Here is a 24,439-nt window from a genome sequence, read left to right as displayed (position 1 = left end):
GCGAAACTCAATCTTTATCAGTTTCGGGATCAGGATCCTGTTCGTCTTTGATATCAGCATTAGCTTTGGAAATCAGCTCATCCATATAAAAGCCGTGCTCCAAAGTCGTGTCATAACGAAACTGCAGTTCAGGCATGATGCGTAACTTCACGCGTTTGGCCAGCGCCCGACGTAAGAAGCCAGCGGCATTATTCAAACCAGCCAGACATTCTTTAGCGGCTTCTTCTGAATCAAACCCACTAAGCCGAGTGACATAAATACGCGCATATTTCAGATCAGATGTCACATCAACATGTGACACCGTGACCATACTTACACGCGGATCGGCCAGATCATGCTGAATCAGCAAAGCCAATTCACGCATCATGACCTCGCTGATTCGATTTGTGCGACTAAATTCTCTTGCCATTAAAGACTCGGTTTCATTAATACACGTTCAAATACTTCAATTTGATCGCCCGGTTTAACGTCTTTATAGTTTTTCACACCAATACCACATTCGGTACCGGCATTCACTTCGTTAACATCATCTTTGAAACGACGCAGCGATTCCAGTTCACCTTCATAGATAACAACGTTATCACGTAGAACACGAATTGGATTGTTACGTTTAACACTGCCTTCCAGCACCAGACAACCGGCAATGTCGCCGAATTTCGGTGAGCTGAATACATCATCAACACGAGCCAAACCAATGATTTCGTCTTTGTAGACGGGTTCCAGCATCCCGGTCATCGCTTTGGTGACCACATCCAGCAAATCATAAATGATACTGAAGTATTGAACATCCAGACCTTTTTCGGCAATCACTTTACGTGCTGTGTTGTCTGCACGAACATTAAAGCCGATCAAAATCGCATCAGACGCAGCAGCAAGTTGTGCGTCAGTTTCATTAATACCACCAACACCTGAACCAACAACCCGGACCTGAACCATATCGGTCGACAACTTCTGCAGACCCTGGCTAACCGCTTCAACTGAACCATGAACGTCACCTTTGATGACCACATTCAACGTTTTCAGATCGCCGGCTTCCATTTTGTTGAACATATCATCCAACTTGGCTGCCTGCTGCTGGGCCATTTTCATTTCACGTGCTTTGGTCTGACGGAAACTGGCAATCTCTCTTGCCGTGCGATCGTCCGGAGCTACCTGCAATTCGTCACCTGATGCTGGCGTACCTGACAGACCCAATAATTCAACGGGGGTTGAAGGACCGGCTTCATCCATTGCCTGACCATTCTCATTGAACAAGGCGCGAACGCGACCAAATTCCTGGCCAACAACGACAATGTCACCTTTTCTCAACGTACCACGTTGGACCAGAACAGTTACCACCGTACCGCGTCCTTTATCGAGACGTGATTCAACAACAGTACCGTGAGCAGGACCTTTAACTGGTGCGGTCAATTCCATCACTTCAGCTTGCAGTGAAATCGCATCAAGTAACTCATCAACACCAAGCCCAGTCAGAGCTGAAACCGGTACAAACTGAACATCACCACCCCAATCTTCAGGGACGACTTCATGATTCGTTAATTCCTGTTTAACCCGATCCGGCGTGGCATCTGGTTTATCCATTTTGTTTACGGCAACAATCAGCGTTGAGCCGGCAGCTTTAGCGTGCTGAACAGCCTCGATTGTTTGCGGCATAACACCATCATCTGCCGCGACCACCAAGACTACGATATCGGTAACCTTGGCACCACGTGAACGCATTTCGGTAAACGCAGCATGGCCCGGTGTATCCAAAAAGGTCACTTCACCACGGCTGGTTTCTACTTTATAGGCACCGATATGCTGGGTAATACCACCCGCTTCGCCTGATGTAACCTTGGTACGACGGATATAATCCAGTAGAGAGGTTTTACCATGGTCAACATGGCCCATTACAGTAACAACAGGTGCTCTTGGAACCGCTTCGCCGGTAACTTCAATAGATGCTTCCAGGGCTTGTTCAACTTCGTTTTCCTGAACCGGCTTGGCAACATGGCCCATTTCTTCAACCAGAATAACAGCGGTATCCTGATCCAGGACCTGATTGATAGTGGCCATTGTGCCCATACCCATCAACGCTTTGATTACTTCGGCCGCTTTAACCGACATACGCTGCGCTAAGTCAGAAACTGAAATGGTATCGGGAACACTGACTTCACGAACAACCGGAGCGGTTGGACGGGAAAAACCATGTTCTGTTGTGGTTTCAACAGTCGCAGTTTTTTGTGAGACGCCTTTCTTCTTCTTGCGGCGACCTTTGCCTTCGCTGACATGAAGTTCTTTACGTTCAAATTCATCATCACGTTGGAACCGACCACGACGTGCGGGTTTATCTTTATTCGCAACGTGTTTTGCATCGGCTTCTTTACGATCCGGTTTCTGTTCTTTGGCTTGTGCTTCCGCGGCTGCAAGACGCGCCTCTTCCTTGGCCTTTTCTAAAGCTTCCTCTTCTTCACGAGCCTTTTTCCGCGCTTCAAGCGCTTTTTCAGCTTCGATACGGGCAAGGTTGGCAGCACGACGCTTGGCATCGGCTTCTTCCAGCTTTTTATGTGCTAATTGAGAAGCCGTCAATTCCGGTTTTGCCGCTTGTTTTTTGGCAGCGACAGATTTTTTTTCTTCTTTGAGTTTCGCTTCTTCGGCGAGTGCCTTTTGCTCTTCTTCTGCAGCTAAACGTGCCTCTTCATCTGCCAGCCTTTCGGCTTCGATTGCTGCGGCAACTGCTGCAGCTTCACGTTCAGACTCTTCTTTCTGCAGGCTGGTTTGTTCTTGCTGTTTGCGTGCTATTTCCTGCTGTCGAAGCTGCTCCTGACGGGCAACTTCTTCGGCGTGTGCCTGTGCTTGAGATGCAATTACAGGTTCTTCAGCAGGCGCACTGGCAGTGTTAGGTTCGGCATCAGACCGTTTGACAAAAGTGCGTTTTTTACGAACTTCAACACTGACACTTTTACCGGCTTGACGAGATGTGCCTCCACCTAATTTAATTTCACTGACTGATTTACGTTTCAGTGTGATTTTTTTAGGTGATGCATCGTTTTCACTGGCTGATTTGCCATGTCTTTGCTGTAAAAATTGCAACAGACTTTGCTTTTGGTCTTCCGTAATCAGATCATCCGGCTTTGAGACTTTAATACCGGCCTCATTAAGCTGATCAACTAAACGTTCAGGTGTGATACCGACAGTGTCGGCCAGGTCCTTAACCTTCATGTCACTCATTGGTTACTCCCCTGTTTCTGTTTGTTCGTCTGCAAACCATGACTCACGTGCTTTCATGATAAATGCGGCAGCTTGTTTTTCATCAATGCCACCCGCCTCAACCAATTCATCCACGGACTGATCTGCAAGGTCATCAATAGTGATAACACCCTGACTGGTTAACTTAGCAGCTAATTCAGCGGTCATACCGGGCAAATCCTGGATTGTTTCAGCAGGAGATGCACTTTCAATTTGCTCTTCACTAGCAATGGCGCGTGTCAGCAGTACGTCTCTGGCACGTGAACGTAATTCATTAACTATATCAGTATCAAATTCTTCAATATCAAGCATTTCCTGTTCCGGCACATAGGCAACTTCTTCAAGTGAAGAAAAACCTTCCTGAGCCAGAATCAATGCAACGTCTTCATCAACGTCCAAATCAGCCATAAATGTCTTAATCAATGAACTGATTTCGGTTTCGGCCTTTTGGTCAGCATCAGAAGCTGACATAACATTCAACTCCCAACCGGTTAACTGGCTGGCAAGCCGTACATTCTGACCACCACGACCGATTGCCTGTGACAGCTGGCCGTCTTCAACAGCAATATCCATGCTGTGAGCGTCTTCATCAACAACAATAGATAATACTTCTGCCGGTGCCATGGCGTTAATAGCAAATCGTGCCGGTTCTTCATCCCACAGGATAATGTCGACGCGCTCACCGGCCAATTCATTAGTGACTGCCTGAACACGTGAACCACGCATCCCGACACAGGCACCCACCGGATCAATTCGTGGTTCATGTGCTAAAACCGCAATTTTGGCTCGTAAACCAGGATCACGTGCAGCACCTTTGATTTCAATCATGCCATCGCCGATTTCCGGGACTTCAAGACTGAACAGTTCAATCAGTAATTCTGGCGCGACACGACTGACGACTAATTGTGGCCCGCGCGCTTCTGAACGAATTTCTTTCAAATAACCACGGATTCGATCACCGCTACGGAAATTCTCACGTGGAATCATTTCTTCACGGGGCAGAAGAGCCTCAGCATTTCCGCCGAGATCCAAAGTCACGTTGCCGCGTTCTACACGTTTAACCGTGCCATGAATCATCTGGCCGACTTTCTCGCGATACATATCAACTACTTGAGCACGTTCTGCTTCGCGTACTTTTTGAACGATAACCTGTTTGGCTGTTTGAGCAGCAATTCGACCAAATTCAACTGATTCCATTGGCTCACGAATGTAATCGCCTACTTTGGCATCTGACTGTTTGGCCAGCGCATCAGACAATTTAATTTGCAACTCTGAAGATTCGAAGTTTTCGTCGTTATCATCGACAATTAACCACTGACGGAAAGTTTCATAGTTGCCAGTCTGGCGATCAATCGCAACATGGGCATCTATTTCCATTTCATAACGTTTACGGGTGGCCATTGCCAACGCCGCTTCGATCGCCTGAAATATAACTTCTTTACCCACGCCTTTTTCATTAGACATGGCATCAACAACCAGCAAAATTTCTTTATTATTCATCACGCCCCCAGTGGATCGATGCAAGCAATTGATCCAAAACTAAGTTTTTTCATTAACAGCAAATAGTACGCTTTTTCAGGCAACCAGTCGCGCTTTAGCCAACTTTGCCAATGGTAAGGCGTAGACCTCACCATCCACTTCAATTAATACTTCACCATTCTCAAAGCCCTGCAACACACCGGTAAAATTCCGTCTGCCTTCCACTGGTAATTTAGTGGTAATTTTTGCTGAGGAACCAGTAAAACGGATGAAATCACGCTCCTTAAATAAGGGACGATCAAATCCGGGTGAGGAAATTTCCAGTGAATAGGCTTTTTTGATGGGGTCTTCGACATCGAGAATGCCGCTGACCTGATGACTGACACGTTCACAGTCTTCAATACCAATACCTTGATCTGCATCAATATAGATTCTTAGGAGTGGATTTTGTCCACCCTGAATGTATTCCACACCGACAAGCTGGTACCCCAGCGATTCAATCGGCGCTTCAATTAATTTTTCAATCTGATCAGATACGGCCATAGGCAACAAATAAAAAAAAAGGGCCATCGGCCCAATTTTAACTCCACAAAAACAAAAACCCCAATCAGGGGTCCTGTCTTAACATTATTATTGGTAGCGGGGGCTGGATTTGAACCAACGACCTTCGGGTTATGAGCCCGACGAGCTACCAGGCTGCTCCACCCCGCACCTGACTAAGTCGCATACTATACACAAAGCCCTACATGCTAGCAAGCCCGATTATCAATTCTCTTTCAGTTTACGGGTAAGTGTATTTCGGCCCCAGCCCAATAATTTTGCGGCTTCTTGACGTTTGCCGGCTGTTTTCTCTAAAGCAACCTCCATTAGCAGGTGTTCTATCATCGGTACAACATCAGCCAACACGCCTTCCTGTCCGCTCAGGGCCTTGTTTGCAGCCCACTGGCGAAACATTTGTTGCCAGTCACCACCGCTACGAGCTGTTTCCACACCACCGTCAGCCGTCAGCTCCATTGGCAAATCATCCATTTGCACAACCTGCCCCGGAGACATCACAGTAAGCCAGCGAGAAGTATTCTCTAATTGTCTTACGTTGCCGGGCCAGGGTAATTGCGATAAGTAACGTTCAACTTCAGGTGAGACACTTTTTACTCCCATATTAAGCTCGCGCGCCGCTTTGTTGAGAAAGTAGGCTACCAGCGCCGGAATGTCTTCCCGACGTTCACGCAAGGAAGGAATATGGATACGAATAACATTTAAACGGTGAAACAAATCCTCACGGAAATCGCCACGCTCAACCTGCTGTTCAAGGTTCTGATGCGTAGCAGCAATAATTCTCACATCCGCTTTTACAGCACTATGCCCACCAACACGGAAAAACTCACCGTCTGATAAGACTCTTAACAGTCGTGTTTGCAGTTCCAACGGCATATCACCGATTTCATCCAGAAATAAGGTGCCACCATCTGCCTGCTCAAATCTTCCCTTACGCTGCACGTGTGCACCGGTAAAAGCCCCCTTTTCATGACCAAATAATTCAGACTCCAACAATTCTCTGGGAATAGCAGCCATATTCAGAGCAATAAACGGGTTTTGCCTGCGCGGACTATGTTTGTGTAAAGCATGGGCGACCAGTTCTTTACCAGTGCCCGACTCACCATTAATTAATACAGTGATATTGGAACGTGCGAGCCGTCCAATGGCACGAAACACCTCCTGCATGGCGGGTGCTTCACCAATAATTTCACTGCCAATATTCATTTCGCCAGCAGGATTACTATGCTGTTGATGATGGTGAGTAATCGCTCGCTGTACTAAATCAACCGCTTCATCAACATCAAAGGGTTTTGGCAGGTATTCAAAAGCACCACCTTCGTATACAGATACAGCACTGTCCAGATCCGAATAAGCGGTCATAATAATGACCGGTAGATCAGGTTGCTTACGCTGAATTTCTGCCAGTAATTGCAGCCCATCCAGGCCTGGCATACGGATATCGCTGACCAGCACATCTGGCGGGGTATCTGTACCTCGTTTTAATTGCTCCAACACCAGATCACCACTCTCAAAGGCTTTGACAGTGATATCTACGGCTTCCAATGCCTTTTGTAATACCCATCGAATCGATCGGTCATCATCAACAATCCATGCTATTGCTTTAGCGCTCACGGTTTAACTCCAGGGGAAAAATAATTGAAAATATGGTTTGGCCTGCATGGCTGATACAACTGACTGTGCCAGCATTTCGCTGCACTAGATTCTGTACCAGATATAATCCTAGCCCTGTGCCATCAGCTCTCCCAGTCACCAGGGGATAGAACAAACTGTCCTGTAATTGTTTTGGAATACCCGGGCCGTTATCTTCTACTTCAATCAGCACGCCTAATTTATAAAAACGTTTTTCAATGGTCAGATTACGTTGGATGCGAGTTTTCAGCCGAATAATGCCAATGCCATGCATTGCCTGAACTGCATTACGCACAATATTTAAAATAATCTGAATCAACTGATCAAAATCAGCGTGTAAATCCGGGATACTGGGATCATAGTCAGCTATAAACTGAAGCCGCTCGTCGACTTCAATATCTACAAGCTGGCGAACTCGTTGTAAAACTTCATGAATATTCAAAAACTGCTTTTCGGATTGCTGATAAGGCCCCAGCATTCGAGTCATCAGGTTTTGCAACCGGTCAGCTTCATTAATGATGATTCGGGTATATTCTTTCAAATCATCCGAATCCAGCTGACGTTCCAATAACTGTGCAGCACCTCTCAACCCTCCCAGCGGATTTTTAATTTCGTGCGCCAGACCACGAACTACCTGTTGCTGGGTATGTAAATTTTCATCACGATTGACGCGCTGTTGATAATCCAGCTGTGCCAACTCTACCAGGAGATGGGGCTCAGCAACGTCCAGCATTTGGATTGAACAATCCACAACTATTTCGCCTGCAGCAGGCAGAAATAACTGAATTTCACGTTCTATTAGCGCCTGTCCATTACTGATAACCCGGCGTAATGAATTCAACAGATGTGTTTCACCCGGTAACAAAGTCTGAAAGGGAATATGTTCAGCCTGACGTTGGCTGATTTCAAACATGACTTCCGTTGAAGTATTGATGTAACAAACCCGTAAATTCATGTCGAGTACTAATATCGCAGTCGTTAAACTCTCCAGTACATCATCGCTGGAAAACTGTTCAACATTAATCAGTTTGTCGTTTAAGTTCATGGCCTGCCATCTGCAAAAAACGCTCCATTTGTAAGCACCAAATGTCACATCATATTTAAGATTATGATTCCAATGGTAATAATATATTTGAGTATGGAAGAGTTTAAATAAACCAACCACTTCAAGCAGTATGAAAAGTGTATTTACACTCTTGCACGCATCATTTTGGTGCGACTATCAAGGTGTTTGAGGAAAGGTCGGGATACCAGGAGTAGTAGGAAAGCCGGGAATACTGGGTGCACCGGGTCCGGGACTTGGTTGACCGTTTTGACGGCCTGGTTGTTGTAGACTGGTGCGTTGTAAATAAAAGGTAATCGTTTCACTTTGAGCTAAAACTTCCCCGGAAGCGTTCAGTACATTTGCTGACAAGGTATGTGTTCCCCTGTCCAGATTTTCCAGCATAAAACTCAGTTGAGGCATTGGCATGCCTGCCGGTAAGCCGTCTAGGTATAACTGAATCAAATCGCCCCGTTCAGGATTTAATGCTGGAAACACTTGCAGATTGACTGTGACATTGCCGTTATTAACACGAATCCCGGCATCATTTTCGGGCGCAACAATAGCTACCTTATAATTTGGGGCAGCTTCAGGCTCATCAGCATTTTCCTGTTGTTCAACGTTAGCGGAGGCTGTTTCTTCAGGGATTTGTACTGGTGAATAAGTCATAGGCTGTTGTAATTCAACCTTTTCAGCATTCTCACCAGGCTGATCTGAATACACCTGATTGCCATTGTCATCAACCCAGCGATAGATATCCTCAGCCGCAACAGCTGTGCCGAGACCAAACAACATGACAAGAATCAATTTCATGCCTATGAATATAGGTCAGCCATCACCAATGTGCAACTGCGAAACATAAAAAAACGCCTCCACATGGGAGGCGTTTTGTGACATCAATCAAAAAAGCTTAAACACTGTAGTACAAATCAAACTCTGCAGGATGTGTCTCCATACGCAGACGAGTAACTTCTTCCATCTTCAGATCAATATAGCCATCGATCATATCATCAGTGAAAACACCGCCTTCTGTTAAGAAAGCACGATCCTTATCCAGCTCTGCTAATGCTTGATCCAATGCATGACAAACTTTTGGAATCGCTGCATCTTCTTCTGGTGGCAAGTCATATAAATCCTTGTCCATCGCATCGCCAGGGTGGATTTTGTTTTTGATTCCATCCAGACCCGCCATCATCATTGCACTGAATGCAAGATATGGGTTTGCTGATGGGTCAGGAAAACGTACTTCAATACGGCGGCCTTTTGGATTGCTGACAAAAGGAATACGGATAGACGCACTACGATTACGTGCAGAGTAAGCCAGCATAACCGGAGCTTCAAAGCCAGGAACCAGACGTTTGTAACTGTTTGTTGAAGAATTGGTAAAGGCGTTCAACGCACGGGCATGTTTGATAATGCCACCGATGTAAAACAAAGCAGTTTCTGATAAACCGCCATATTTGTTTCCGGAGAACAGGTTGTCGCCATCTTTAGCCAGCGACTGATGAACATGCATACCACTACCGTTATCACCTACCAATGGTTTTGGCATGAATGTGGCCGTTTTACCGTAAGCATGAGCAACATTATGCACAACATATTTCAGTGTTTGAACTTCGTCGGCTTTTTTTACCAACGTGTTGAACTTGGTACCAATTTCACACTGACCAGCTGTAGCAACTTCATGGTGATGAACTTCAGTTACCAGACCCATTTCTTCCATGGTTAAACACATGGCTGAACGAATGTCCTGTAATGAATCAACCGGCGGTACTGGAAAATAACCACCTTTAATGCTTGGACGGTGACCTTTGTTACCGTCAGGGAAGACTTTTTCAGTATTCCAGGAAGATTCGTCAGAGTCGATTTTATAAAACGAGCCAGAGATATCACTGCCCCAACGAACATCATCAAGGATGAAAAATTCTGGTTCAGGACCAAAGAAAGCAGTGTCTGCCAAACCAGTAGATGCCAGGTAGGCTTCTGCACGTTTTGCCACACTGCGTGGGTCACGCTCATATCCCTGCATGGTAGCCGGTTCAACGATATCGCAACGAACGATCAGCGTTGTATCGTCCATAAACGGATCGAGAACAGCAGTCGAAGCATCCGGCATCAGAATCATGTCCGATTCGTTAATACCTTTCCAACCGGCAACTGATGAACCATCAAACATGACCCCTTCAGAGAAGGTATCTTCATCAATTGAATGCGCTGGGTAAGAAACGTGTTGCTCTTTACCACGCGTGTCGGTGAAACGGAAATCAAGGAATTTAACGTCCTCGTCCTTAATTATCTGAAGCACATTTTCGACTGACATTTATAATCTCCAAATTAAAAAACTGCACACCTTGGTGCAAAAAAACTCACTTGCTGTTACAGCACAAACCTTGCCAACTCAACAGCCCCATAAAATCAACCATTTGAGTGCAGACACCAGCCACCAATGATCACTATTGGTGCACTCAACACCTAAAACGCACCATTAAAGTGCTACGCACCAACACAGACCGTAATAATGATCTCATCATCCTTTTCAACCGACTTTACAATCTGATGTCCATGGATTCTGGCCCATGCAGGAATATCACTTAACGCACCGGGATCGGTGCAAATTACTGTGAGAATATCTCCAGAAGACAATTCCGCTACTTTATTCTGCGTTTTGATGACTGGCAAGGGACATAACAATCTTCTTGCATCTAATTCAATCTGTTTCACACGTACCACTCCTGTGGAACCTGCTCAACGTTAATCGGGCGTGCCTGAATATGCCTCGGTGGTTTATCCGGTACCGTAATTTCTACTTCAACTTCATCAGCATGTCGCCCCTGACCATAACGCGCCACGATGGATGCCGCCAGCGGAAAATCCTGTTGTTCAATATCACCATCAATAATGGCCATTGGTCCATTATGGCTGGTTGAATACAGGCTGGTAAACTGTTTGCGATAACCTTCGAGGAATTTGCTCTCTCCAGCATCGCGGGCAATGATCATTTTAAAATCCGCTTTTGGCCGAATATGCCGGCCAACTTTCAATAACATAATATCATCCAACTCATATTCACGGCTGTTTCTGGCTGTCCATAAATCGACTAACTTACTTGAATAACTTTCATCGGTCAGGAAACAGCATCCTCCGGCAGGGGTGGCAAAATCATCAAAGCCAAACTGTTTTGCCAATGCAATCTGCGGCTTACGGTTGCGTCCATGAAAATCATAAAGCTTATCGCGGTCTACCCATCCTTCACGTTCTGGTCTGGTTGGTTGGAGGTTTTTGGCACATAACGGACGTAACAGTAAATCCTCAGCGCCTGATTCAGCTGCCACAATCGGCATAGTGCGCTTTAATTGAGATTTGGGACGCTGGCCAATGACTTCGCCGGTAATAATAAAATCAAAACCCTGCATATGATTTTCTTTCACCCATTCAACCGCTTTTTTGACCATAAAGATTTTACAGTCCAGACAAGGGTTCATATTCGCGCCATAGCCATGTTTTGGATTGAGCAACACGTCTTTGTATTCTTCAATCACATCAATGATATGTAATTTGATTCCCAGCTGTTCCGCGACCCATAATGCATTATTGCGTTTCTGCTTGTCTTTATGCTGATTTCGAATTGCATGGGTATGCCCTTCAACGCAGAAACCGGTAAAAAAGTTGATGCCTTCTACTTCAATTCCCTGTTCCTGAAGTACCCGCACCGCAAGCATGGAATCCAGACCGCCTGAAATCAAAGCGACGGCTTTGTGCACTGAACTCATTACGCTGTGCCTCCAACTGTCAAAGCATCAATTTTCAATGTCGGCTGGCCGACGCCAACTGGCACGCTCTGTCCTTCTTTACCGCAGTTACCAATGCCCGAATCCAATTCAAGATCATCAGCCACCATGCTGATACGATTCATGACTTCAGGACCGTTGCCAATCAATGTGGCGCCTTTAACGGGACGAGTCACTTTGCCATTTTCAATCAGATAGGCTTCACTGCTGGAAAATACAAATTTGCCGGAGGTAATATCAACCTGACCGCCACCAAAATTAACCGCATAAATACCCTTTTCAACACTGGCTATAATTTCTTCTGCTTTGTGTTGTCCAGCCAGCATATAGGTATTGGTCATACGTGGCATCGGCAGATGTGCATAGGATTCACGGCGGCCATTTCCGGTACTGCGCATTCCCATCAACCGGGCATTTAATTTGTCCTGCATATAGCCTGTGAGTCGGCCGTTTTCTATCAAGGTGGTGAATTCGGTTGGCGTACCTTCATCATCAATCGTCAATGAACCACGTCGATCCATTAATGTGCCATCATCCACCACGGTACATAAGGGTGATGCTACTTGTTCACCGATTTTGCCAGAGAAGGCTGAGGTATCCCGGCGATTGAAGTCGCCTTCCAAGCCATGTCCCACAGCTTCATGCAATAATACGCCAGGCCAACCTGAAGCTAACACTACAGGCATTGTTCCAGCAGGAGCATCAACGGCTTCCAGATTAACCAGAGCCTGCCGCACAGCTTCTTTGGCAAAACCTACTGCTAAATCATTATCAATAAAATACTGATAGTCCAGACGCCGACCGCCACCGGCACTGCCACGCTCACGCCGTCCATTAGATTCAACGATAACACTGACATTCATCCGTATTAACGGCCGAATATCAGCGGCATAGGTACCATCACTGGCAGCGATTAGAATATGTTCGAGACTACCGGCTAAACTGACTGTCACCTGAGTAACACGGGGATCGGCTGCGCGGGCATATGCATCAGCTTCCCGCAACAGGTTTAATTTTGTCTGAGTGTCCATGCCCAATATGGGATCAAGGTCAGAATAAAAGGGCGAGGCATGAACGTTTTTCCGAGCATCAATCTGTTTTTGCTGACCATGTTTTACCACAGCACTGGCCGCGCTGGTCGCCTCCAACAATGACTTCAAACTCAGATCATCGGAGTAGGCAAAGCCGGTTTTTTCACCGCTGCAAGCCCTTACCCCAACGCCCTGCTCAAGATGATAGCCACCATCTTTTATAATGCCGTCATCCATCAACCAGTTTTCGCCACGCGAACGCTGAAAATACAAATCAGCAAAATCAACACCAGGACGCATGGCGCTTGATAAAGCCTGTTCGATATCCTGTGACTGCAACTCTGCAGGCATAAGGATCTGTTGTTCCAGTTGGTCAAATATAGGATTTGTCATTACTTTTGAACTACGCGATAAATTGACTATCTTAGCAGATCAAACATTACTAACCGACTCTGTTGTGACTGACAACAATTAAACCTGGAGTATGGCAAGTAAAATTTATGATACGCATTCAGTTATCCCGGCATTTTGCGAGCGACGCCTACAATATTGCTAACAGGCTCTTCCAGAAACCTGGAATGGCGGGAAGATATCGTACAGAACATGAACATTGATATTATTTTCTAAACACATCCTACTGATCTCGACAGACCTCAAGGATTTTCAGGTGTCTTCAGCGATAAATCCGGGTCATCCCAAGGACCGGTGAGTCGATAACGATAGCTAATCATATCGACCAGATCCCGATCAAATAATCGACCGGCAATTCGATCAACCAGATAGATCGCTGTTCCAACTCCCAGACCAACTGGCCCGCCGGCAACTGCACCGGCAAGTGGCAGGGTGGATGATACATTTGGCGTGACAACAACTGTTTGGTGATAGGTTCTATCAACAATATTAATCGGTCCGGTAACATCAATACTGGCGCTGTCGCCACGCATGTTCAAGTTATCAGTAACCGCCTGACCATTGGCAAATTGAAAATCGCCACTGATTTCCCGGAACGAAAAACCTTTACCAAAAAAATCACTGAAATCCAGTGCCAACCGCCGTGGAATAGCAGCAAAACTCATTAAACCAAATATGCGTCCTGCTGCACCTGGCTCAACGTCCACCAATTGACCATCATCGATTTGCAGATTCAAATTGCCTTGCAGGTTGGCCATTGAAAGATTCAACGGTTCGTCTGGCCAGCTAAACTGTCCGGTAACCCCAACCTGATTAGAATGAATGGCGGCTTGATAACCCAAATCCTCAAACAAACCGGCAAGATCATTACTGGTGAGTTTTAAATTTAGTTGACTGCTGTCCGCAAGGTCGTTTTTTTGCCAGACGCCATCCAGTTCCGCTTGTAAAACTGCCGATTGCATACTGGCACTTTGCAACAACCAGCTATTCCCTTGCTGAAGCGCCCGGGCCTGTACACGTCCCAGTTGCATACCATCAACTGTCAAACTATCAATATTTAACTGAAAACTTGGCCATAACTCGGATTTGAATTTTTTGCGTCCATTTGACTGATTGTTCGATGCGGGTAACTGCAGATCGACGAAGTCAAAGTGCAATGTTGGCAGTGAATCTGATTCAACGGGCCAACGAATATCACCTCTTAGCTGCCGCGATTGAATATCCATTTGCCAGATTTGGTTACGTTGAAAAGCTTTGGTTTGAACGTCGTTAAGCACCCACTGATTAAACCGCAGATTGTCCACTGCCATTTCAATATCAACCGCTGGCCAATTATCGAAGTTTTGTTCAGTGATGCTGTCTGCCAGCCAGGTTTGTTGCCATTGCATCCACTCTGAAATGGACAACTCGTTCAGACGCCCTCTTAATCGAATACCGCTTGCCGGTAGCTCAGGCTCTGGAATACCAATAGTAATTTCACCGCGAGCAGAATCCTGAATCAGCCAGACAGCGCTTGCTATATCAGCATAATTTAATTGCAGTAATGATCGCTGTTCGTCATCTTTACTCAATTTAATATCTAATAAACGTTTATCAGCGGCAGTTTTTCCCAACGGTTCCGGAGCATCAATTGTCAGCCCGGCCAGTTCAGAAATCACCCGAATATCGGTATCAAATTCGCCTAATGACTTTTCACTCACTTCCACATCGGCTTGATATTGTGTCGTACCTTTTACAAAGCCAGGCATTTTGCCCTGCCATAACTGCGCCAGCTGCTGGCTGGATATCTCACCTTTTGCAGTCACCAATGTCGACTCCGTTCCAGGTAGGACATCAATCTTCATAGGCCTGTCTAAAAAAGTGGCGGTAATCGCCTCTGCGTTTACTCCATCATTACTGAAAAATAACTGGCCGTTGATATTTTGAATCGGCATATCCGGCATGGCGGTAACCGTGAGCTGACTGGTTTCAAAACTGACATGACCATCGGCATCAGTGGCATTTGGATCAAGTAATGGAATTTTCAAGTTAAGGGCAATATTGCTTTTGCCTTCAGCTTTTACCCAATCGGTGATATCGCCATACCGCGAACTGAGCGGGCTTGCTTGTAAAAAATTCAAGGCATCCTCTGTATTTCCTGATAACAACCCGGTCAGATCCAACACCGGTTTGCCAGCGTAGATATTGTTGATTTCAGCACTGACATTTACAAAATCAAACCCGGCAATTCTGCCGGCTTTAGGCAAAATATCTAATTTGTTGCCGCTGCTCAGAACTTGGCCACTAATATTTTCCAATACCGGCCAGCCTTTACCATAATCCAGGCCTACGTTAATGACATTAAGCGTAGCTTCAAATTCGTTTTCGCTATTCTCGCCAGTAAACGGAAACTCTGCCAAATTGCCTTTTAATTTGAGGCTTCCTGTTTCAATCTGGCCGCCGGTATAAGCCTTTTCTGCCCACTTTAGATAATCCGGATCCAGAATTGAACGCGGCACATAACTCAACCAATTTGCAATTGCCACATCCAGCATCTGCAGATCTATATCGGCAAACGTGGTATTGGATTGATGTTCAAGACCAACTTCACCGCGCAGGGTCATATCATTGTTCCAGATATTCAAATCTGTCAGCTGCATCTGCCAGTTCGTTTCAGCAGTGTTCCAGTCCAGATTAGCTTCGGCCATATCGAAATAAATTGCTTCAGGCAACCAGGTGGGTGCATACATCGTCAGGTTACGGCTGCTGATCAGTGCATGGGCGGAAGCCGGTTCCCATTCAACCTCCATACTAAGTCCAGTCACCCCTGGCACTTGATCAACCGGTTGACTGGCAAACTCATCCACAATCATCTTTGCAGACTGAAGTTCATTATTACTGTTCAGTGATAGTTGTATGTCTCGGATATCTCCAGCAGGCTGATACTGTGTCAGTAGGGCTGGTGCTTTATCACTTAATAATGCTAACGCTGTCAGATCGCTGAGACGAACAAAACTGGTTTCTGCAAACCAGCCATCAGTTTCTGAAAACTGTAGATTTAATGTGGACTGAGGCCAACTGTCATCATCAATAGTTAGCTGGATCGGCTCGGCAGCTAATTGCCATGCAGTTCCATCTCCCTGCCAGTTAAATTCTCCTGACAAAGAATTTATAGTGACTGATCCACGATCTGGATGACTCAGGTTTTCCAGTGCAACATCTAAAAGCTGAATTTGCCCTTGCCATTGTTTATTCAAGTTTGAACCAATACCAACACTGACATCAGCACGGCCACGTGTCACAGACACATCTTGCATTTGTTGATTCTGAAAAATTGTGGCCAATTGCAATTGTCTGGCGTCCAGCTGCTCAACCCGCCAATTTGAGATTCCTGATGACGTTAACATTGCGTCTACTGTGAAACTTAGTTGCTGCCCCAGATGGTGAGGTAATTGAATATCACCTATCAATGTGGATTGTTTGCCCTGCAATAAGGCCAGTTCATTTACTTCATAAAGACCACTGAACTGAGGTTGCATTTGGTCATCGAATTGGATTTGGGCCGACAATAGTTCGATGCCACGCCATGAGCGGATCTGCTCGGCCCAGTCAATCTGTGTGTCATCAAACTTTTGATCAACAGACTTTCCCTGCAGACCGATAAGGCTGATATCACCATCAGCAGAACGTTTTATGCCCAATTGCAGACCAGAGATACGTGCCGTATCAACCACCAACGCTCTTTGCTGCAAACTGGCAATCAGATCGACACCGATATAAAGCTCTTCTGCGGTAAACAGTTCACCAATATCTGGCTCTGCCTGCATCACCGAAATATCGGTCACCATTAATTTTGGAAACAAATCAAACCAGTAAAGACCTGCTTCACCAATTTGAATCGGATAACCGGTTTTTTCAGTTGCCCATGCAGCAATTTCATCTTTTCGTTCGGCAATGGCATTGGAAAACCAGTACGCCAGTCCAACACAGACCAGCATGATCACCGCAGTCATAACCACAATATTGGTAACTTGTCTTCCTGCAATGTGCAGGCTGCGATGCATAAGCGACATAACTACATCAGCACCACATTAAATTGTTCACGGCCATATTGAGGCTCACACTGAAACAGAATCGGTTTACTAATAAATTGCTCTAACTCAGCCACTTTCGTGGAATCTTCATCATTAAGACGATCAATCACGTCCTGAGAGGCCAACACCAGAAACTGTTTCGATTCGTATTGACGCGATTCACGCAGAATTTCTCGGAAAATCTCATAACAGACCGTTTCAACATTTTTGGTATAGCCTCGACCATCACAGCAGGGACAGGGCTCACAAAGGATATGCCCCAGGCTTTCACGCGTGCGTTTACGGGTCATTTCCACCAGCCCCAGTTCGGAAACCGCACAGATATTATGTTTGGCTCGATCCAGCAACATGGCTTTTTCCAGCGTCCGCAAAACCTGTTCACGGTGACTGAGTTCTTCCATATCAATAAAATCAATAATGATAATGCCGCCAAGGTTTCGCACTCGCAGCTGGCGTGCTATGGCCTGTGCAGCTTCAAGATTGGTTTTGAAAATGGTTTCTTCGAGATTTTTATGGCCGACAAAGCCACCGGTGTTTACGTCGACGGTGGTCATAGCTTCGGTCTGATCAAAAATCACATATCCACCTGATTTCAGTGGCACCTTACGATCCAGTGCTTTCTGAATTTCGTCTTCCACACCAAATAAATCAAATAATGGTCGATCCCCCCGATAATGTTCCAGTCGGGCAGCACATTCCGGCATAAATCCTTCAGCAAACTGCTGAGCTTCTTTAAAGGTTTCAGCAGCATCAATGCGAATGCGATCAATCTCTGGAGAAAACAAATCCCGCAAAGCACGTAAGGTTAAGGGCAAATCCTGATATAAAGCCTCCCCGCATTGGGTAGAAGTGACGCGTTGACGCAATTTTTCCCACAAGCGATGCAAAAAATCCAGATCGGCGCGTAATTCGGCATCGCTGACACCTTCTGCTGCTGTACGTAAAATGTATCCCCCCTGTTGCTCTCCCAACAGCTCCGACAAACAGATTTTCAGTCGCTCGCGCTCAGCTTCACCCTCAATTTTCAATGAGATGCCGATGCCTTCCGCTTCGGGCATATACACCAGATAACGGGATGAAGCTGACAACTGCGTGGTCAATCTTGCGCCTTTACTGCCCATCGGATCCTTGATCACCTGAACCAATAACTCATCACCCTCGCGTAGCAGGCTGGTAATCGGCGGTGTAATTCGCGGGGCTTCTTTTAAATCACCAGACTGTCCTTTGGGAATCGAAATATCCGAAGCGTGCAGAAAGGCTGCACGGGATAAGCCGATCTCAACAAAGGCAGCCTGCATCCCAGGTAATACCCGACAGACTTTTCCTTTGTATATGTTGCCAACTAATCCACGATGTTCACTGCGCTCAATGAAAATTTCCTGCAACACACCGTTTTCCACCACTGCAGCACGGGTTTCACTGGGCGTGACATTAATCAGAATTTCACTGCTCATTGACGATATTTACCTGTTGTAAAATCTGACTGGTTTCAAATAATGGCAGGCCCATCACACCGGAGTAACTGCCTTTGATATTTTCAATAAACATAGCAGCTAAGCCCTGTACCGCATATCCTCCAGCCTTATCTTTTCCTTCTCCAGTGGCAAGATACCAGTCAATTTCGGCTGAACTCAGCTTTTTGAATTGTACGTCACTGATTTGCAAGCTTAGCCAATGTTGCTGTTGCCAGACAATCGCCACTGCGCTGAGCACCTGATGTCTGCTAGCAGATAATTGCAGCAAAAAAGCTTCTGCCTGTTGCAGGTTTTCCGGCTTGCCAAGAATTTGCTGTGAAGGCAAAACCACAGCAGTATCGGCGCCTATGACCGGTCGATAGTCTGTCTTTAGAGTTTCCCAGCCTGCCTGAGCTTTGGCTAATGCAATACGCTTGGCATAATCGGACGGCGTTTCTGCCGCTAAAACAGATTCATCAACGGCAACGTTTAATACAGAAAAATCGACTCCGATTTGAGTCAGGAGTTCACGCCGTCGCGGTGAAGCAGAGGCCAGATAAACTTTGGGAAATTTCATGCGCGATGGTAGGGATGATTCTGCAGAACCGTCCAGGCACGATATAACTGTTCTGCAACCACAATTCGAACCAACGGATGTGGCAAGGTCAGATTGGATAATGACCATTTTTGATCGGCACGTTGCTGGCACTCATCGGATAAGCCATCCGGTCCACCAATCAACAGACTGACATCCCGACCGGATGCCTGCCAGTTTTTTAATTGCTCCGCCAGCTGTTCCGTCGACCAGTTACGACCACCGACTTCCAGCGCGACCACATAATCATTTTGCGGTAAAGCGGTCATGATCCGTTTGCCCTCTTCCTGCATCCATTGTCCTGAACTGCCTGATTTACCTCGCTTTGACGGAGCAATTTCCTGCAGATTAAGCTGACATTCCCTCGGCATACGCCGTGCGTATTCGTTATAACCTTCGATAACCCACTGCGGCATTTTCTGGCCGACAGCAAGCAGATTCAGTTTCATTCACTATCTGCCGAAGCACTTTGCGTAACTTCAGCGACAGACCATAATTTTTCCAGATTGTAAGTCGCTCTGGTTTGCGGTGTCATAATATGTGCAATTACGTCACCTAAATCCACCAAAGCCCATTCGCCAATATCTTCACCTTCCATGCCGAGAGGTTGGACGCCAGCCGCTTTTGCCTGCGAAGAAACTTCATTCGCCAATGCTTTAACCTGTCTGTTGGATTTACCAGTAGCGATGATCATCACATCCGTAACATCGGTCATACCGGTTACATCCAGCACGGTAATATCCTCTGCTTTAATGTCTTCCAGTGCGTCTATCACTAATAATTTCAATTGTTCTGCCTTCATGGGCACTCCAAATAATAAATTTCGTTGTTAAGTTTAACGTATGTCAGCCTGTGCGTCTGTGGTGGTTTCGACGAAGCGGTCACTCGGCCCCTCCGGAAACCACTGGCTGGTTTTTCTGGTAATGAAATAGGCGGTCAGTCCGACCCACTCGCGCCAGGCAGGCTCAAGTTTTTCCAGTTGTTCAAAAACCGCAAAGTCCAACTGACGGGACTCTCCCGTCTGACTGCGATAATCCACCGGATAGGGTAATACCTTTATACCCTGTTTTTCAGCAATGCCTACTGACCGCGGCATATGATAAGCCGATGTCACCAAAAGATACTGGCCATTTCTTTTGGGTATGACTGTTTTTAGCCGTTGGAAATTTTCGTAGGTATTACGTGACTGAGATTCAATGATCAGTCGCTCTTCATCAATTCCCACCATGGTCAATAATTGATGGCTAAGCTCGGCAGGCGTTGCCCCGGCATCAAAGCGCAGTAAATTGCTACCACCGGTAAAAATGATTGGACTGTCAGGGTACTTTTTGGCTAACAATGCAGCCCCAAAATAACGGTCACTGGCCTGGCCGACCTGAGGCTGTTGCCAACTGATGGTGGTTTTTATATCTTCACCGCCCCCCAGAACAATGATGCCATCAATATTTTCTGGCAGCTGCTGGGGTTGGCTGATACGGGCTTCCAGTGGATGAATTAACCAGTCGCCAATTGGAAATATCATCAGACTCAAACTGAACACCAGCGCTGGCAACAGAAATCTTAACGCGATTGTTCGGTAACCGAACAATAAAAATAGCGTGCCAAATACCAGGAACAGATTAAGCATCATAAACGGACTGAGCAATGCCCAAGCCAATTTTGATAGTACAAAAAATACTTGTTCCATTAAACGTTACTGTTTTTTCGACTGGTAGAGTTCTAATTGCTCTATCACAGCAATAACCGAATCCGGTAACAAAAAATTGACCGGGTTTCCCGCCGACAATTCATCACGGATTTGCGTGGCGGAAATCGCCATTGGCGTTACATTCAATGGCCATATCTTGCCTGATGAGAGTTGTCGATCTTCTGCCTGAGCCAGATTCTGGTGATACCAGACCTCTAGTTCTTCATGCATATCCAATGTTTCATCAGGTCTTTGCACCACCACGATATGCGCTAATTGCAAAATCTGTTGCCAGCGGGACCAGCTGCTAATGTTACGAAAAGCATCGGTACCCAGAATAAGAAATAATGGGTTATTAACAAATTGTTCGCGCAGACTGAGTAAGGTATCCACCGAAAAAGAGGGCCCTTCACGATGCAGTTCTCGATCGTCAACAGTTAATTGGGGAACATATTTTACTGCGATTTCCAGCATCAACCGCCGTGCATCAGCACTGGCCATGGTGGGCTGGCGATGCGGCGGTATCGCACACGGAATCAGCCGGACATGATTTAACTCCAGCTGCTGACAGACTTCCAGAGCCGAGCGCAAATGCCCGAAATGCACCGGATCAAAGGTACCGCCAAGAATGCCTATTGTCTCGGTTTTATGTTCTGATTTGACCACTACCAAACACTATCCATTTTTGTGACGTCAAACCATTTAAACCCACCGGACCACGAGCATGCAATTTATCGGTAGAAATACCGATTTCAGCACCCAGACCATATTCAAAACCATCAGCAAAACGTGTCGATGCATTTACCAACACTGAACTGGAGTCTACTTCCTGCAGAAAGCGTCTAGCGGTGTCATAATTTTGCGTCACGATACTTTCGGTATGGGCAGAACTATGCTGATAAATATGCAGCATCGCATCGTCTACATCTTTGACAATTTTTATCGACAGAATGGGGGCAAGATATTCAGTATCCCAATCGGCGTCCGTTGCCACGGTGATATCCGGCAGAATATGTAAGGTTTCATTGCAGCCTCGTAATTCAACGCCTTCATTGATAAAACGCTTGGCCATAGCAGGCAAAAACTCGCTGGCAATATCAGCATGTACCAGCAGCGTTTCCATTGCATTGCATACACCATAACGGTGACATTTGGCATTAAAGGCAATCTCTTGCGCCATGCTCAAATCAGCTTCCACATCGACATATACATGACAGATGCCATCAAGATGCTTGATAACAGGCACTCGAGCGTCATGACTGATACGTTCTATCAGACTCTTCCCACCGCGTGGCACTATGACATCGACATATTCAGGCATGGTAATCAGTTGACCTACTACTTCACGATCCGTGATTTCAACGACCTGAACCGCAGTAATTGGTAAACCGGCCTGCTGCAATCCCTGATGGATGCAGTCTGCAATAGCCTGATTCGAATGTATTGCTTCGCTGCCACCACGCAGAATAGTTGCATTACCGGATTTCAGACATAATCCTGCAGCATCCGCGGTCACATTTGGCCGTGATTCATAAATAATGCCAATAACGCCCAGCGGTACCCGCATCTGGCCCAATTGAATACCGGAAGGCCGATACCGCATATCACTGATTTCGCCGATAGGATCAGATAATGCCGCAATTTGTTCCAGACCTTGTGCCATTGACTCAATCCGGTCATCGGTCAATGTCAAACGATCCAGCATCGCAGCATCCAGTCCTTTGGCTTTGCCAGCCTGCAAATCCTGTTGATTGGCAGTTTTCAAGCCATCAGCCTGACTGCGGATCGCCGTGGCAATCGCCAATAGCGCCGCATTTTTATTATTGGTCGTTGCGCGTGCTAATACCCGGCTGGCTTCGCGGGCCTGTTGACCCAGTTTCTGCATGTAGGCTGCGACTTCCACAGCACTCTCCTCTTTTAATTTCTCTGCTTTCATGTTTGCTGTAATTGCATTGGCACACCAGCAACCTGTAGACACAGGGTGGTCAGCATCCGCCATGCATTATCATTACCGCCACCTTTTGCAGCGCGATCAATTGCCGCCATTTGCGGTAAAAATGTTCGCCATTTTGCTGCAGCATGGCGACGTAATCCTGTTTGAATCAACGGTCTCGCCTTATCCCAAACGGGAGGTTTCTGACTGCTGAAAACCTGGGCCGGTGCAGCACCTTTGTCCAATTGATCGGCCATATCAACCATTCGATGTAAAGACCAGGATACTGCCGAAAACACGGCCAATACATCATTACCTTCCGCCTGTAACATTCTTAACATACGCGGAATCTTGGCAGACTGACCAGAATAGACAGCATCCATCAGTGAAAATGCTTCAAATCGGGCACTGTCAGCAACGCTTTCCATTAATAAGGGTTCATCCACATTACCATCAGGGCTAAGTAATACCAGTTTATCGATTTCCTGAGCGGCAGCGAATAAATTGCCTTCTGTTCTTTCTGCCAGCATGGTGGCGACAGAGAAGTTTGCCTGCAAGCCTTTCTGTTGCATGCGCTGCTGGATCCAGCGGGGAAGCATTTCAATACTGACCGGCCAGAGCGGAACACTGATGCCTGCACTTTCCAATGCAGTAAACCACTTTGCTTTTTGTTGCTGGGGCGTCAGCTTGCCAGTGATCAGTAATAAAAACGTATCGGGTGCAGGTTGCTCGGCAAATTCTCTCAGAAACGCTCCGCCTTCTTTACCGGGGGCCCCTGAAGGCAACCTGATCTCGACCAGTTTCTGCGAAGCAAACAGGGAAAGACTATCGTCAGCAAATCTAAGTTTGGACCAGTCAAAACGGGCATCGGCATGCCAAACCTGCCGTTCGGTAATACCCTGAACTTTGGCTTGCTGACGGATCGTATCCGCAGCTTCTTCCACTAGCAGAGGCTCATCACCATACAGCACACTGGTGACAGGAAAACTACGTTGTATCTGTGAGCTGAGCTGTTCTGCTTTAACTCGCATCAAATCTAATCCAAAGCGGATAAACGGCGAACTATTGCCTGACTGATTTGTTTTTCCATTTCTTCACGCAACAAACTTTCTTCACCATCACGTCCTAATACCTGTTCCTGGTCAAACTGATAATCTCGCTGGGCTTCAAATCGTTCATTATCGATTAGTTTATTTTGCTGATTGTCTGTCAGTTGAAATGCGACTTCCAATATCAATTCATATTCACTGACCTTGGCATTACCCCCCACTGACAATACATGTCGCTCATAGCGATTTTCCAGGAAGCTTAATACCGCCGCGCCTTCCATATAGTCGTCAACCACATTAATACCGTTACGTCTCAAGGTGCGTTTCAGTTCCAAGCCGAGTCCCTGACGCATACTGATCCCCTGAATATGCAATGTCTGTATGCTTTCAGGTAAATCTGCGGCACCACGCAACTGGAAACCGCAAGCCGCTACCGTCATACAAAAAACTGCAATTATCAGTTTCTTCAACATTACTGTTTC

Annotated in this window: 21 protein-coding genes and 1 tRNA gene; all 22 read right to left on the bottom strand. The window is 46.3% G+C overall.

What is annotated here, in order from left to right:
• Nucleotides 1-7: 7 nt before the first annotated feature.
• The 22 genes from rbfA to B4F66_RS08650 all read right to left on the bottom strand — a co-directional run bounded on the left by rbfA (nucleotide 8) and on the right by B4F66_RS08650 (nucleotide 24,430).
• Entirely contained in the window at nucleotides 8-409 is a 402-nt protein-coding gene (gene rbfA / locus B4F66_RS08755) for a 30S ribosome-binding factor RbfA (RefSeq protein WP_014706505.1), read from the bottom strand.
• Nucleotides 409-3,210: a translation initiation factor IF-2 gene (gene infB / locus B4F66_RS08750; protein ID WP_292354800.1), complete on the bottom strand. Its 2,802-nt coding sequence runs from the start codon at nucleotides 3,208-3,210 to the stop codon at nucleotides 409-411. The genes rbfA and infB overlap by 1 nt, the downstream gene beginning before the upstream one ends.
• Nucleotides 3,211-3,213: 3 nt before the next feature.
• The gene (nusA, locus tag B4F66_RS08745; protein WP_292354798.1) at nucleotides 3,214-4,728 is read right to left on the bottom strand and encodes a transcription termination factor NusA; all 1,515 of its coding nucleotides are present in this window, start codon (nucleotides 4,726-4,728) and stop codon (nucleotides 3,214-3,216) included.
• A 75-nt stretch (nucleotides 4,729-4,803) separates the two neighbouring features.
• Nucleotides 4,804-5,277, bottom strand: coding sequence for a ribosome maturation factor RimP (gene rimP, locus B4F66_RS08740; RefSeq protein ID WP_292402037.1), 474 nt, complete (start codon nucleotides 5,275-5,277; stop codon nucleotides 4,804-4,806).
• Nucleotides 5,278-5,341: 64 nt separating this feature from the next.
• Nucleotides 5,342-5,418 (bottom strand) — tRNA-Met (locus tag B4F66_RS08735).
• Between the two features lie 54 nt (nucleotides 5,419-5,472).
• A complete protein-coding gene (ntrC, locus tag B4F66_RS08730) occupies nucleotides 5,473-6,876 on the bottom strand; it encodes a nitrogen regulation protein NR(I) (protein WP_292354795.1) in 1,404 nt (467 codons plus the stop codon).
• Nucleotides 6,866-7,939 (bottom strand): nitrogen regulation protein NR(II), encoded by a 1,074-nt coding sequence (gene glnL, locus B4F66_RS08725; protein WP_292354794.1) that lies wholly within the window; start codon nucleotides 7,937-7,939, stop codon nucleotides 6,866-6,868. Before glnL ends, ntrC begins: the two co-directional genes overlap by 11 nt.
• Nucleotides 7,940-8,116: 177 nt before the next feature.
• Nucleotides 8,117-8,749, bottom strand: a complete 633-nt coding sequence (locus B4F66_RS08720; RefSeq protein ID WP_292354792.1) for a DUF4124 domain-containing protein — start codon at nucleotides 8,747-8,749, stop codon at nucleotides 8,117-8,119.
• A gap of 97 nt (nucleotides 8,750-8,846) precedes the next feature.
• Entirely contained in the window at nucleotides 8,847-10,256 is a 1,410-nt protein-coding gene (gene glnA, locus B4F66_RS08715; protein ID WP_292354790.1) for a glutamate--ammonia ligase, read from the bottom strand.
• A 173-nt stretch (nucleotides 10,257-10,429) separates the two neighbouring features.
• Nucleotides 10,430-10,657, bottom strand: a complete 228-nt coding sequence (locus B4F66_RS08710) for a sulfurtransferase TusA family protein (protein ID WP_292354788.1) — start codon at nucleotides 10,655-10,657, stop codon at nucleotides 10,430-10,432.
• On the bottom strand, nucleotides 10,654-11,706 hold the full coding sequence (locus B4F66_RS08705; protein WP_292354787.1) for a tRNA (5-methylaminomethyl-2-thiouridylate)-methyltransferase: 1,053 nt from the start codon (nucleotides 11,704-11,706) through the stop codon (nucleotides 10,654-10,656). The genes B4F66_RS08710 and B4F66_RS08705 overlap by 4 nt, the downstream gene beginning before the upstream one ends.
• Nucleotides 11,706-13,148, bottom strand: a complete 1,443-nt coding sequence (gene tldD / locus B4F66_RS08700; RefSeq protein WP_292354785.1) for a metalloprotease TldD — start codon at nucleotides 13,146-13,148, stop codon at nucleotides 11,706-11,708. The genes B4F66_RS08705 and tldD overlap by 1 nt, the downstream gene beginning before the upstream one ends.
• A gap of 260 nt (nucleotides 13,149-13,408) precedes the next feature.
• Nucleotides 13,409-17,218 carry a YhdP family protein gene (locus tag B4F66_RS08695; protein WP_292354783.1) on the bottom strand — a complete coding sequence of 1,270 codons (3,810 nt, stop codon included), beginning with the start codon at nucleotides 17,216-17,218 and terminating at the stop codon, nucleotides 13,409-13,411.
• 2 nt (nucleotides 17,219-17,220) lie between these two features.
• Complete coding sequence (gene rng / locus B4F66_RS08690; RefSeq protein ID WP_292354781.1) at nucleotides 17,221-18,693, bottom strand: ribonuclease G; 1,473 nt, start codon at nucleotides 18,691-18,693, stop codon at nucleotides 17,221-17,223.
• Nucleotides 18,683-19,270 carry a Maf family protein gene (locus tag B4F66_RS08685; RefSeq protein WP_292354779.1) on the bottom strand — a complete coding sequence of 196 codons (588 nt, stop codon included), beginning with the start codon at nucleotides 19,268-19,270 and terminating at the stop codon, nucleotides 18,683-18,685. The genes rng and B4F66_RS08685 overlap by 11 nt, the downstream gene beginning before the upstream one ends.
• The gene (rlmH, locus tag B4F66_RS08680; RefSeq protein WP_292354777.1) at nucleotides 19,267-19,737 is read right to left on the bottom strand and encodes a 23S rRNA (pseudouridine(1915)-N(3))-methyltransferase RlmH; all 471 of its coding nucleotides are present in this window, start codon (nucleotides 19,735-19,737) and stop codon (nucleotides 19,267-19,269) included. The genes B4F66_RS08685 and rlmH overlap by 4 nt, the downstream gene beginning before the upstream one ends.
• Nucleotides 19,734-20,090 carry a ribosome silencing factor gene (gene rsfS, locus B4F66_RS08675; RefSeq protein ID WP_014706491.1) on the bottom strand — a complete coding sequence of 119 codons (357 nt, stop codon included), beginning with the start codon at nucleotides 20,088-20,090 and terminating at the stop codon, nucleotides 19,734-19,736. Before rsfS ends, rlmH begins: the two co-directional genes overlap by 4 nt.
• Nucleotides 20,091-20,123: 33 nt before the next feature.
• A complete protein-coding gene (locus B4F66_RS08670; RefSeq protein WP_292354774.1) occupies nucleotides 20,124-20,975 on the bottom strand; it encodes a YdcF family protein in 852 nt (283 codons plus the stop codon).
• 6 nt (nucleotides 20,976-20,981) lie between these two features.
• Complete coding sequence (nadD, locus tag B4F66_RS08665) at nucleotides 20,982-21,641, bottom strand: nicotinate-nucleotide adenylyltransferase (RefSeq protein WP_292354772.1); 660 nt, start codon at nucleotides 21,639-21,641, stop codon at nucleotides 20,982-20,984.
• Entirely contained in the window at nucleotides 21,622-22,878 is a 1,257-nt protein-coding gene (locus tag B4F66_RS08660; RefSeq protein WP_292354770.1) for a glutamate-5-semialdehyde dehydrogenase, read from the bottom strand. The genes nadD and B4F66_RS08660 overlap by 20 nt, the downstream gene beginning before the upstream one ends.
• Before the next feature lie 29 nt (nucleotides 22,879-22,907).
• Nucleotides 22,908-23,939, bottom strand: coding sequence for a DNA polymerase III subunit delta (gene holA, locus B4F66_RS08655; RefSeq protein ID WP_292354768.1), 1,032 nt, complete (start codon nucleotides 23,937-23,939; stop codon nucleotides 22,908-22,910).
• 5 nt (nucleotides 23,940-23,944) lie between these two features.
• Nucleotides 23,945-24,430: an LPS-assembly lipoprotein LptE gene (locus tag B4F66_RS08650; RefSeq protein ID WP_292354766.1), complete on the bottom strand. Its 486-nt coding sequence runs from the start codon at nucleotides 24,428-24,430 to the stop codon at nucleotides 23,945-23,947.
• Nucleotides 24,431-24,439 lie beyond the last annotated feature (9 nt).

The organism is Methylophaga sp. UBA3603 (assembly GCF_002375335.1).
Classification (GTDB): Bacteria; Pseudomonadota; Gammaproteobacteria; order Nitrosococcales; family Methylophagaceae; genus Methylophaga.
This window is presented reverse-complemented; position numbering and strand designations above follow the sequence as displayed.